General features: G+C 47.2%; 10 protein-coding genes and 4 tRNA genes. 8 read left to right on the top strand and 6 right to left on the bottom strand.

Annotated features, from left to right (window positions below; genetic code table 11):
• Positions 1–26: 26 nt before the first annotated feature.
• The 8 genes from FTU44_RS06865 (at position 27) to FTU44_RS06830 (ending at position 6,179) form a co-directional block, all read left to right on the top strand.
• Positions 27–103 (top strand) — tRNA-Met (locus tag FTU44_RS06865).
• A gap of 80 nt (positions 104–183) precedes the next feature.
• Positions 184–260 (top strand) — tRNA-Met (locus FTU44_RS06860).
• 68 nt (positions 261–328) lie between these two features.
• Positions 329–405 (top strand) — tRNA-Met (locus FTU44_RS06855).
• A 304-nt stretch (positions 406–709) separates the two neighbouring features.
• Positions 710–786: transfer RNA gene (locus FTU44_RS06850), tRNA-Met, on the top strand.
• A 223-nt stretch (positions 787–1,009) separates the two neighbouring features.
• Positions 1,010–1,534, top strand: a complete 525-nt coding sequence (gene rimP / locus FTU44_RS06845) for a ribosome maturation factor RimP (RefSeq protein ID WP_005094386.1) — start codon at positions 1,010–1,012, stop codon at positions 1,532–1,534.
• 34 nt (positions 1,535–1,568) lie between these two features.
• A complete protein-coding gene (gene nusA, locus FTU44_RS06840; RefSeq protein ID WP_005094384.1) occupies positions 1,569–3,053 on the top strand; it encodes a transcription termination factor NusA in 1,485 nt (494 codons plus the stop codon).
• A gap of 10 nt (positions 3,054–3,063) precedes the next feature.
• Complete coding sequence (gene infB / locus FTU44_RS06835; protein WP_005094383.1) at positions 3,064–5,775, top strand: translation initiation factor IF-2; 2,712 nt, start codon at positions 3,064–3,066, stop codon at positions 5,773–5,775.
• Positions 5,775–6,179: a ribosome-binding factor A gene (locus tag FTU44_RS06830; protein WP_005094380.1), complete on the top strand. Its 405-nt coding sequence runs from the start codon at positions 5,775–5,777 to the stop codon at positions 6,177–6,179. Before infB ends, FTU44_RS06830 begins: the two co-directional genes overlap by 1 nt.
• A gap of 105 nt (positions 6,180–6,284) precedes the next feature.
• Here the strand turns inward: FTU44_RS06830 and FTU44_RS06825 are convergent, their stop codons facing one another.
• Genes FTU44_RS06825 through FTU44_RS06800 form a run of 6 tightly spaced genes read right to left on the bottom strand, consistent with a single transcriptional unit; the run spans position 6,285 to position 12,505 of the window.
• Positions 6,285–6,689, bottom strand: coding sequence for a Na+/H+ antiporter subunit G (locus FTU44_RS06825; RefSeq protein WP_005094378.1), 405 nt, complete (start codon positions 6,687–6,689; stop codon positions 6,285–6,287).
• Positions 6,690–6,699: 10 nt separating this feature from the next.
• Positions 6,700–6,975 carry a monovalent cation/H+ antiporter subunit F gene (locus tag FTU44_RS06820; RefSeq protein WP_005094376.1) on the bottom strand — a complete coding sequence of 92 codons (276 nt, stop codon included), beginning with the start codon at positions 6,973–6,975 and terminating at the stop codon, positions 6,700–6,702.
• Positions 6,972–7,490 (bottom strand): Na+/H+ antiporter subunit E, encoded by a 519-nt coding sequence (locus tag FTU44_RS06815; protein WP_179999316.1) that lies wholly within the window; start codon positions 7,488–7,490, stop codon positions 6,972–6,974. The genes FTU44_RS06820 and FTU44_RS06815 overlap by 4 nt, the downstream gene beginning before the upstream one ends.
• On the bottom strand, positions 7,490–9,298 hold the full coding sequence (locus FTU44_RS06810; protein ID WP_159138538.1) for a monovalent cation/H+ antiporter subunit D: 1,809 nt from the start codon (positions 9,296–9,298) through the stop codon (positions 7,490–7,492). The genes FTU44_RS06815 and FTU44_RS06810 overlap by 1 nt, the downstream gene beginning before the upstream one ends.
• Positions 9,298–9,663, bottom strand: a complete 366-nt coding sequence (locus tag FTU44_RS06805; protein ID WP_005168933.1) for a Na+/H+ antiporter subunit C — start codon at positions 9,661–9,663, stop codon at positions 9,298–9,300. Before FTU44_RS06805 ends, FTU44_RS06810 begins: the two co-directional genes overlap by 1 nt.
• A gap of 4 nt (positions 9,664–9,667) precedes the next feature.
• Positions 9,668–12,505 (bottom strand): monovalent cation/H+ antiporter subunit A, encoded by a 2,838-nt coding sequence (locus FTU44_RS06800; protein ID WP_180049936.1) that lies wholly within the window; start codon positions 12,503–12,505, stop codon positions 9,668–9,670.
• Positions 12,506–12,634: the final 129 nt, after the last annotated feature.

Below are 12,634 nucleotides of genomic sequence, written 5' to 3'. Positions count from 1 at the left end.
TATGCAGCTGAAAAAACTTCTGTTGATGCGGGATGGAGCAGTCTGGTAGCTCGTCGGGCTCATAACCCGAAGGTCGTTGGTTCAAATCCAGCTCCCGCTACCAATCAATCCTTTTTAAAGACGCAAACTTTTAAGAGGCAGTTTAATAAGTTATTAAGCTGAGAAATATAATTTGCATGTTGTTGCGGGATGGAGCAGTCTGGTAGCTCGTCGGGCTCATAACCCGAAGGTCGTTGGTTCAAATCCAGCTCCCGCTACCAATCTTTTAAAGATGCAAACTTTAAAAGCAGTTTAAGTTTTTTTAAGCTGAATGTTATTTGTACGCTGATGCGGGATGGAGCAGTCTGGTAGCTCGTCGGGCTCATAACCCGAAGGTCGTTGGTTCAAATCCAGCTCCCGCTACCATTTAAATAGTTTGGTAAACGTTATTTATAGATTTAGTTGATTGCTTGTCGGGCTCAACTCTCTATAATCTAGCGAAGGTCGTTGGTTCAAATCCAGCTCCCGCTACCATTTAAATGGTTTGGTAAACGTTATTTATGGATTTAGTTGATTGCTTGTCGGGCTCAACTCTCTATAAACTGGCGAAGGTTGTTGGTTTACATCCAGCACCCACTACCATTTTTTCAGTCACAGATGACAAATATGCAGAATGATGCAGTTTTGATTGAAAAGCTCTCATCTTTTGTATATAATTTTTGCACGTTGATGCGGGATGGAGCAGTCTGGTAGCTCGTCGGGCTCATAACCCGAAGGTCGTTGGTTCAAATCCAGCTCCCGCTACCAAGTTTCTAAAAAGAGGCTCACAACAAGGTGGGCCTTTTTGCACAGTGGGATTTGAAAAAAAATCGCTATTGTGCTTAATTGGGGCGATTTACGCCCTTTTTTATTGGCTATCGTGTAGTGTCGACATTATTTGGTCACGTCTCCATGTTTCACTACTACTATAGTTTGTATTGGTTTGTAGTGGTCAAATAGATCATAAAATCGCACCAGATGACGAGAGTAAATGAAGCTATCAAATAAAACTCAAGCACTTCAGGACTTGATTGCACCGGCAGTTGAAGCCTGTAATGTAAACCTTTGGGGGATTGAGTTCCTGCCACAGGGTAAACGTTCGTTATTACGTATCTACATCGACAAACCGGTCGATGCAAGCGCTGAACCGGCCGTTAATGAAGACGGTGAAGAGGAACAGGGGCGTGGTATTGGTGTTCAGGATTGTGTGCGTGTAACGCAGCAAGTCGGCGCCATGCTGGATGTTCATGATCCGATCTCGGGTGAATATTCACTTGAAGTGTCTTCTCCAGGCTGGGATCGTCCATTCTTCCAGCTCGAACAGATGTCAGGCTATATTGGTCATAGCGTAGCATTACGTCTGATTAGTGCAGTAGATAACCGTCGTAAATTCCAGGCCAAACTGGTTGCAGTCGACCTAGACAATGAAATGATTCAAGTTGAGGTAGAAAAGCAACAGGTATTGGAGATCGACAGTCACAATATCGATAAAGCAAATTTGGTCTTCCAAGATTAATTGAATAAATAAAAATTTAACGAATAGGTGACGTATGGCACGTGAAATTCTGACCGTCGTTGAAACGGTTAGTAACGAAAAGGGTGTACCTCGTGAAGCAATTTTCGAAGCGCTTGAGCAAGCTTTAGTTGCGGCGACCAAGAAAAAATTCTACGAAGGAACTCGCTCTGAAGAAGCACGTTTACGTGTGGAAATTGATCGCAAAACAGGTGACTACCGTACTTTTCGTCAGTGGGAAGTAGTTGCTGACGAAGATCATGAAATGCCAGCGTGTCAGGATGCGATTTCTGATCTTGATCCTGCACAATGGTCAATTGGTGATATTCGTGAACTCGAAGTAGAATCGATTGATTTCGGTCGTATTGCAGCACAAATTGCCAAGCAAGTGATTGTACAGAAGATCCGTGAAGCAGAACGCGCACTTGTGGCCGATGCTTACGAATCCAAAGTCGGCGAGCTGATCTATGGTGAAGTGAAGAAACAAACCAAAGATGGCTTTATCATTGACTTGGGTGATAATGCTGAAGCATACCTTGCACGTGAAGAAATGATTCCGAAAGAAATTCTTCGTCCGAAGCAACGTATGAATGCGATTCTGTTCAATGTCAATCGTGAAGGTCGTGGTGCGCAACTCCAGTTGTCACGTGCCAAGCCGGATATGCTGATCGCATTGATGAAGAAAGAGATCCCTGAGATTTCTGAAGAAATTATTGAAATTAAAGCAGCAGCTCGTCAACCAGGCGTGCGTGCTAAAATTGCAGTAAAAACAAATGATCACCGTATTGATCCGGTTGGTGCATGTATTGGTATGCGTGGTACACGTATCCAGGCTGTTCAACAAGAATTGAACGGTGAGCGTATCGATGTCGTGGTATGGTCTGACGACCCTGCCCAGTACATCGCCAGCGCACTGGAACCAGCAGATGTATCGAGTATTGTCATCGATGAAGATGCCCGTACTGCAGACATCATTTTTGCAACGAGTGATCAATTGGCTCGTGCGATTGGTTCACAAGGTCAGAACGTTCGTCTGGCATCAGAATTGACTGGCTACAAGCTGGACATGATGCTGGAAGAGGAATACTACGCCCGTCAACAAAACGAAGCGCAACAGTATCTGGACATGTTTGTAACACGTCTGGATATCGCGGAAGATTTGGCGATGGCACTGGTAGAAATGGGCTTCACCTCGCTTGAAGAAATTGCTTATGTCCCTGCAGAAACGTTTGATGAAATCGAACTTGATGCTGAACTGGTTGAATTATTGCAAAGCCGTGCGAAAGAAATTGCACTTGCTGATGCATTACAACAGCAAGAGAATATACAAGCGCCAAGTGAAGAACTTGTTGCAATGGAAGGCATGACAGCAGAGATCGCGCAAGCTCTAGCAGCTCGTGGTGTGGTAACAGTTGACGATTTGGCAGATCAGGCGACCGACGATATCGAAGATATTGAAGGTTTGGGTGCTGAGAAAGCCGGTCAACTCATTATGAAAGCGCGCGAATCATGGTTTAACTAGGAGGTAGTATATGACGGACAAGTCGATTAAAGAGTTAGCCCTCAGCGTGGGTCGTCCAGTTGAGAAGCTCCTAGAGCAGGTTCGTGAGGCAGGTTTACCACAGCGTAAAGCTGACGATATTATTACCACCGAACAACAAGATAGCTTGATGAGCCATGTGAAGAAATCACAAGGTTCAGAAAGCCAAGCAGGGCAAATCACGTTGAAACGTAAAACAACCAGTACCGCAAAAGTTGCGAGTACTTCAGGTAAGGCGAAAACGATTAATGTAGAAGTTCGCAAGAAGCATACATTTGTTAAGCCTGATCCAGAACAGATCAAAGCAGAAGCATTGGCGAAAGCCAAGGCTGAACAACAGGCCAAAGCTGCGCCTGAGCAGAATACAGCACAAGCTGCTTCTTCTGCTGAAGCTCCGAAAACTGGCGTAAATAACGCGAGTAAAGCTCTAGAAGCGATGCGTGCTGCTGCAAAACAAACCAGCGACAAGCAAGAAGTTTCTAAAGCGGCAGTCGTGGTAAAACGCAAATCGACCAACAAGCCGATTGTAAAACAGGTTGTTAAACAAACTGAAACGGCTGAACAGAAAAAAGCACGTGAAGCTCAGGCAGCGCAATTAAAAGCGACTGAAGAAGCAGCACGTCGTAAAGCGGCTGAAGAAGCGCAGCAACGTACGCTTGAACAAATGCGTCAGATGGCGTCTAAGTACACCGCTGAAGATACAACAGCAACGATTCGTGTCGTAGACGATTCTCCGCTTGCTGCCGGTCTGGTGGGTCAGGCATATGAAGACTCATTTGCCAAAGAAGACCGCGAGATCAAACGTGGTACCAATACCCCAGCTGCACGTGCACCGAAAAAAGGTGGACGTCGTGGTCAGGAAGAGCAGAGCTTCAGCAAACAGCCTAAACGCGGTTTGAAAACCAGCCAGGGCAACAAGCACGGCTTCGAAAAACCTGTGAAGAAACAGGTTTACGATGTTGAAATTGGTGAAACCATTGTTGTGGCTGATTTGGCTGCGAAAATGGCGATCAAGGTTCGTGAAGTTATTAAATCTCTCATGAAAATGGGTGAGCTGGTTACTCAGAACCAAGCCATTGATCAGGAAATTGCAGCATTAATCGTAGAAGAAATGGGTCATAACCCGGTATTGGTTTCTGATACGCAAGCTGAAGATAACTTGCTTGAAGCAGCTGAAGAAGCACGTGGTGCACAAACAACGCGCGCACCAGTGGTTACCATCATGGGCCATGTTGACCATGGTAAAACATCGCTTCTTGACCGTATCCGCCGTGCCAAAGTGGCGCAAGGCGAAGCAGGCGGTATTACCCAGCATATCGGTGCTTACCACGTTACAACCGACAAAGGTATTATTACCTTCCTTGATACTCCGGGACACGCAGCGTTTACTGCAATGCGTTCACGTGGTGCCAAAGCAACGGATATCGTGGTACTGGTTGTTGCAGCAGATGATGGTGTTATGCCACAAACTGCAGAAGCAATCGACCATGCACGTGCTGCAGGTACACCAATCATTGTTGCAATCAACAAGATGGATAAAGAATCTGCTGATCCAGATCGCGTATTGAACGAATTGACCACCAAACAGATCGTACCTGAACAATGGGGCGGTGATGTACCAGTTGCCATGGTTTCGGCGCATTCTGGTCAAGGTATCGATGAACTTCTAGACCTGATTTCGATCCAGGCTGAATTGCTTGAATTGAAAGCATCGGAAGAAGGTGCTGCACAAGGTGTGGTGATTGAAGCACGTGTAGACAACAGCCGTGGTGCGGTCACGTCTATTCTGGTTCAAAACGGTACCTTGAAAGTGGGTGACCTGGTTCTTGCTGGTTCATCTTATGGTCGCGTTCGTGCAATGACCGATGAAAATGGTCAGCGTATCAAATCTGCAGGTCCTTCAATTCCAGTGGAAATTTTGGGTCTTCCAGAAGCGCCAATGGCAGGTGACGAAGTTCTTGTTGTTAGCGATGAGAAAAAAGCACGTGAAGTTGCCGATGCACGTATGGATCGTGAACGTCAAAAACGTCTTGAGCGTCAATCTGCAATGCGTCTTGAAAACATCATGGCGTCTATGGGCAAGAAAGATGTGCCTATCGTGAACGTGGTGCTGAAAACTGACGTACGCGGTACACTGGAAGCCTTGCATGTTGCACTTGCTGAACTTGCAACGGATGAAGTGAAAGTACGTATTATTGGTTCGGGCGTTGGTGCAATCACCGAGTCTGACGTAACACTGGCTGAATCTTCAGAAGCAGTTCTACTTGGCTTTAACGTTCGTGCGGACAACACCGCGCGTCAAAAAGCCGATGCAGACAGCATCGACATTCGTTACTACTCAATTATCTATCAATTGATTGATGATGTGAAAGCAGCAATGAGTGGTAAGCTGGCACCTGAACATCGTGAAACGATTCTGGGTGTTGCACAAGTACGTGAAGTATTCCACTCAAGTAAATTCGGTGCGGCTGCGGGCTGTATGGTTCTTGAAGGCGTATTGCATCGTAACAAACCGATTCGCGTACTCCGTGATGACGTGGTGGTATTCCAGGGCGAGCTTGAATCTCTTCGTCGCTATAAAGAAGTGGTTGAAGAAGTTCGTGCCGGTATGGAATGTGGTCTTGCGGTGAAAGGTTATAAAGACATCAAAGCACTGGATAAGATCGAAGTGTACGATGTTCAACTGATCAAACGGAGTCTTTAATGGCGGGTAGTCAACGTCTGAAGCGTATGGCGGATACAGTACAACGCGAGTTGTCAGAACTGATCCGTCAGGAGCTGAAAGATCCACGCTTAGGTGGTCTGGTGACCATCTCTGCCGTGAAGGTGAGCCCGGACTTGGGATATGCGGAAGTTTATGTCACTGTTATGGGACGTGAGCTGGGCGATGAACAAAGTGAAGCGGCGAATAAAGAAACTTTAGAGGTATTAAACAAAGCCTCTGGTTTCCTGCGTCACGAACTGAGCCGTCGTATCAAAACCCGTATTACACCTCGTCTACGTTTCCATTACGACAAGACCAATGCCTATGGTAACTATATGTTTGGTCTGATTGCTGAAGCTGTGAAGGACTTACCTGAAGCTGAAGCAAAAAAAGATGATGAATAAGTCTTAGGACAATAAAAAAGCCACCTTCGGGTGGCTTTTTTATAGCTGGCTTTATTGAAACTTTAAACATTAGAAGTGAATCGACCTATCTAAAAATAGTCCAAATCAAGTGAGATCATCATTTTTATGATTCATTTTTTTCTCATAAAAAGCACGGCGACGTGAACGTTGCCAAGGCAGGGGACGCTCCAGTGTTTCTGGAACCTCACCACTTAGCGAGCGTAAACGTAAATGCAATGCTGCCTGCGCCATCAGATTGGCCGATACTGGCGCAGTGATAAAGGCAAACAGGGTAATCAGCACTTCAGCAAAACCGAAACGGCCGTACATGGCCGAGAAAATAATCGCGGCAATCAGAAAACTGCCCAAGCCCAAGGTACTGGATTTGGTTGGTGCATGCAGCCGCATAAACAGATCGGGCAGGCGTACCATCCCAATCCCACCGACCAGCATGAAGAAAGCACCAATCAATAAAAAAATCGAAACTAGTATTTCTAAAATTAACGGCATTTAAAAACTCCTAGTCGATGACATGGCCAGTGGTGAAATAACGCGCCAAAGCTGCTGTAGAGACAAAGCCGAGCATCGCCACCAGTAAGGCCTCTTCAAACAGAAAAGTGCTACTCCAGTAAATTCCCAAAATGACAATCAGACAGGTGGCATTCAGGAACAGGGTATCGAGTGCCAGGAGGCGATCAACGATAGAAGGGCCGGTAATGAGTCGGATCAGGCAGAGTAACATCGAGACAGTGACTGCACCCAGGCAAATCATTAATGCATAAGGCAGAATCGTCATATTTTTTCTCCTGTCTGTACGCTGAAAATTTTAAGCAAGGGCTGTTCATAACGTTGTTTGATCAGCTCGATTTCAGCTGCTTCATCATCCGTGCTTAAAGCATGCACCAGAATATCACCACGATCCTGATCAATACCGGCAGTGACTGTGCCCGGTGTGGTGGTAATAATCATGGCCAGTAAGGTGTTGACTTCTTCATGCTCGGTTTCCAGAGGCACACGGAACCATTTGGGATGTAGGTTTTTGGTCGGACCCAAGACCAGTTTTGCAACTTTAAGATTGGCCACCACAATGTCCCAGACCACGACAAAGAACAGACGCAGCGCAGGCCGCCACTGGATATTCGGGGTATAGTCAATAAACGGCGCGACCATTTTGGGAATGACAATCGCCAGAAGCAGGGCCACCAGCAAGGTTCCGGCTTCTGTGCTATGTGACAGTAAAGTCCAGCTGAGTCCCACGATTACAGAAACCAACGGGTGCGGGAACCAACGTTGCAGGAATGATTCAGCCATTAAGGTCCCTCCGCCGGTTTAAGTTGATTATCATCATGTTGGGTTTGTTCAATATGCTGCTGGTCAATCTGACGTTGTTTGAATTCAGAAATATTTTCACCTTCCAAAGTGGCTTCTGAAATCATATAAGGAATCAGATGTGCATTTGGATCCACCACCTCGCCACCATATTTGGTTTCTGGCAAATAACTTGGATCAAAGGGTTGCACACTAATAAATTGACCTTCTGCATCACGTTTTAACAGGGCAGCTTCATAGACCGGATTGTTTTTAATCTGTTCTGCCGTCTGATAGTTATATTGATAGATCGGTCCAGCAAATACAACATAAGCTGTTAAGCCGGCAAGTAGCAAATAGATCGTGTGATCATTACGTGCAGGTGCCTTACTGGGTAAAGCTTCATATTTGTGGAAATCGTCAGAATTCAAATCATCTTCAGGTTTGGTCGAGCGCCAGAACAGCATAAAGCCGACTCGAGTAAAAGCCAGAATACTGAGGAAACTCACCAGCAGAATGGTCAGGATAATGATCATCTGATGCTCTGAATTGGCAGAAGCCTGCAAAATAAAGACTTTGCCAAAGAAGCCGCTGAACGGTGGCAGACCGGCCATCATCAAGGCAATGATGAAATAGACAATCGAAACCAGCTTGTTCTGTTTCATCAGCGGTGCGATTTTAAAATGATCTTTGAACTCACCGCGCTGTGAGGTAATCCAGCCAGACAGGATATAAAATGCCGCAGCAATCAGGGTACTGTGTACCATATAGTATAGGGCGCCGGCCCAGGCTGCCGTCGTATTCATGCCAATGGCCACCAGAATCGTACCGACTGAAGACAGCACCATAAAGCCGACAAAACGGCGCAGGCGTTCTGTACCAATCGCACAAATGACACCATAGACCGAAGTAATCAGACCGATCACCAGTAGACAGTTCATCAGAATCTGATGGCTGTATTCATCATCAAAAACAGTTCCATTGATTCGCAAAATCGCATAGATCCCGACTTTGGTCATGATGGTAAAGAGTGCGGCAACAGGGGTGGTGGCTACGGCATAGGTTTTGGGTAACCAGAAGCCCACCGGCAGCATTGCCGCCTTAATCCCGAAGACCACGAATAGCATGAGTCCACCGGCAACGGCCAGTTTATGCTGATCTGCTGCCAAGGTAGGCATTAAGCGCGCCACATCGGCCATGTTCAGACTGCCGACACTGCCATAAATCATGCCGAGTCCAATCAGGAACAGTGCAGAAGCCAGCAGGTTAATGGTGACGTAATGAATTCCCAGCTGGAAACGCGCCTTGCCCTGTCCATGTAATAGCAGCACATAGGATGCCATCAACAAGATTTCAAAGAATACGAACAGGTTGAATAAGTCACCGGTCAGGAAGGCGCCGGTCAGGCCCATCAGCAGGAAATGCACCATGGTATGGAAATAACGGCCACGGGTATCCCATTCTTTACTGGCATACCAGACCACCGGTACTGCCAGGGCATAGGTCAACACCAGCATCATGGCAGAGAGTTGGTCCAGCACCAGCACGATCCCAAAAGGTGCGGCCCATTCGCCCAGTGTATATACACTGACTTGACCCTGACTGCTGTCAATTAAATAACTGACCGCAATGATCAGACCCAAGATACCCGAGATATGGCTGATACCACGACGCCAAGGCTGACGCCAGTCTGTGGTCAGGGAGCCAGAACCCGGATTGCCTAAAAGTACCAGACTAAAAGCGGTAATGGCCGGTAAGAGAATACTGAAAATTGGCGTATGTTGAGACCAGAAGTGAAGAAGATCAGTCATTAAGGCTCATCCTCACGTGGGTCAATCTGAGGTGTTTCTTCTTTTGAATCAACGTGGTCTGTTCCTGATTCATAACGGCTACGCAGTGCCAGCTGAACAATAAAGGCAGTGGTGGCAAAGCCAATCACGATGGCGGTCAGCACCAGTGCCTGCGGAAGGGGATCGGTGACTCTGGAGGCCTCGGTCAATACGGCAGGCGAATTCATCTGGATCCGCCCCATGGCAAATAAAAACAGGTTGACCGCATAACCAATCATGGCCAAGCCCAGCACCACCGGAAAAGTACGCGCACGCAGAATCAGATAGATTCCGGTGGCGGCGAGTAGACCAATGGCGGAGGCTAATAAAAATTCTAAACTCATCATTCTATTATCCTCTTGGTACTGGGCCAGTCATACTGGAGTGACGTGAATCGCCCAGGACAGAAATCATCAGCATGGTCGCACCGACTACAGTGACATAGACACCGACATCAAACAGCGCCGCCGAAGCCAGATGCATTTCTCCAATCACGGGTGGCGAGACATAGATATGTGCGCTGGTCAGGAATGGGCGTGACCAGAACCAGGCTGCAACCCCGGTCAAACCGGCAATGGTTAAACCCACGCCAATCCAGATTTCATACAAACGACCAGATTTGGCACCCAGCAACTGTTCAGTTTTATCCTGTCCCACTGCAATATATTGAATAATTAAGGCCAGTGAGGTGACTAATCCGGCAATGAATCCACCGCCCGGCAGGTTATGGCCACGCATAAAGATATACAGGCTGACTACCAGAGCTACAGGTAAAATCCATGATGCCGTGATACGTAACATCAAGGGGGAGGGATTAAATCGATAGGTCAAACCTTGGGTCATGGTGGTGCCATGCGCACGCATGCCATCCATCAGGCTAAGCACACCAATCGCGGCAATCCCGAGTACAGTAATTTCGCCGAAGGTATCGAAACCACGGAAGTCGACCAGAATCACATTGACCACATTGGTTCCGCCGCCGAGTGGAATTGACTGCTGCAGGAAGAACCATGAAATAGAATTATGATCACGGGTCATGATCAGCCAGGCGATGGTGGCAATACCGAGACCGCCGCCCAGCGCAATGATCGCATCACGCCAGCGCCGGGTTGGACTGGATTCATAAGGGGTTAGCTGCGGTAGCAGAGATAAACTCATTAATAACAAGACGGTGGTTACTACATCGACCGTAATTTGGGTCAATGCCAGGTCAGGTGCCGAGAAGCCAATAAAGACCATGGTCACCACCAGACCTACTGCACCACTGATCAGTACCGCTTTAATCCGTTCATGATGGAACCATAGCAGCATCCAGCAGGCAGAGAACAGCAACATCCACAAGACAATGGCCAGGGCAGGGGCATGGGTCAGCTCACGCGTACCGCTACCGATACCATTGGATAGCAATGGGAAACCAACCAGACCGATGGTAAAGATCACAATCCATAATAAATAGCTTTGTAATTTGCCAGTTTCAGTGGCACGGCGGAAACGACGTGAATTTAACAGCAGATTTTTCAGGAACAGGTCAAACAGGATCCGACCCTGTAAGCGGCCCAGTTTTGGATCCAGATCAGTTTCACGTAAGGCACCACCTTTAGCCAGAGAAAAGTAAAATACTGCACCACCGGCCAAAGCAATCACACTCATTAATAATGGCAGATTAAACCCATGCCAGAGGGCCAGATGCGTACCTTCAAAAGCAAAATTTTGAGTCGTTGCCTGCGTGGTACTATTCACGATTTTTTCGACCAAAAGTGCTGGCAATAGACCCACTAAAATACATAAAAATGCCAGTAAAGTGGCGGGTGCGCGCATGCCAAATGGTGGCTCATGCGCATTTTTATTCGGGACTTGCTTGCCCAGTGGGCCGTCGAAAAATACCCCATGCACCAGACGAATCGAATAAGTGACTGCAAAAATTCCGGCCAATGTCGCCACAATGGCTGAACCGACCAGCACTGGCCCGCTTAAATTGGCCACCAGCTCAGTAAAGAACATCTCTTTGGAGAGGAAACCATTGGTCAATGGAACACCGGCCATAGAGGCCGCAGTGATCATGGTCAGCGTTGCAGTAAAGGGCAGCAGTTGCCATAGACCTGAAAGCTTACGTAAATCACGGGTGCCAGATTCATGATCGATAATACCGGCAATCATAAACAGGGCCGCTTTAAAGGTGGCATGGTTAATAATATGGAAAATTGCCGCTGCGACTGCCAGTGGAGAACCAATCCCGAGCAGACACATGATCAGACCCAAATGACTGATGGTTGAATAGGCCAACAAGCCTTTCAGATCTTCCTTAAAAATGGCAAAAAAGGCGGCCATGCACAGGGTAAACAGACCGACAAAGGTCACAATATTATGAAACAGTGCCGCGCCCGCAAAAATCGGGAGTAAACGTGCGACCAGAAACAGGCCGGCTTTGACCATGGTGGCCGAGTGTAAATAGGCAGAGACCGGTGTCGGTGCTGCCATGGCATTGGGTAACCAGAAATGGAAGGGGAACTGCGCACTCTTGGTAAAGGCACCGAGTAAAATCAGCAACAAAGTGGGAACAAATAGCGCATGTGACTGAATCTGGTCAGTCATCGTCAGGATTTGATCAATCTGATAAGTGCCGGTAATTTGACCCAGCAGGATGAAGCCACCAAGCATGGCCAAGCCACCCATGCCGGTAATGGTCAAGGCCATACGTGAGCCGCGCTGTGCGGCTTCGTAATTGCTCCAATAGCCCACCAGTAAAAATGATGAAATACTGGTAAGTTCCCAGAAAACCAGCAGGATCAGCAAGTTATTCGACAATGAAATTCCGAGCATGGCTGCCATAAACAGCATCAGCAAGAAATAAAGTTTGCTCAGCGAATTTTTAGGATTGAGATAATAATAGGCATAAATATAGATCAGGGTGCCTATACCACTGATCAGCAAGGCAAACAGCAGGGCCAGAGAATCCAGACGGAAACTGAAATCGATCCCGAGCTGGGGCAGCCAGGACCAGGTCTGAATGATCACGGCACCATCAAAGATGGCAGGCGCCTGACTCAATAATAATAAGAAACTGCTGAGGCTGACACCAATTGCCCCTAAAGCCGTTACCCCGCGCGAAAATTGCTTCAGCCACGAGACAAGGGTTGTGCCTAATACTAACGGTAACAATATAATAATCGGCAGCACACTCGTATCCATTGTCGTGATTTAGGTTGTGACCAACCTAGGGTGAATCTTCATCTTTCAAGGACTACAGGATTACAAGGAGCAACCCAAACTTCTCAATCTTGAAAGCCAAAAGAATATTCAAAAAGAATATAAAAACAG

Source organism: Acinetobacter sp. YH12105 (genome assembly GCF_013419095.1).
GTDB lineage: Bacteria > Pseudomonadota > Gammaproteobacteria > Pseudomonadales > Moraxellaceae > Acinetobacter > Acinetobacter pseudolwoffii.
This window is presented reverse-complemented; position numbering and strand designations above follow the sequence as displayed.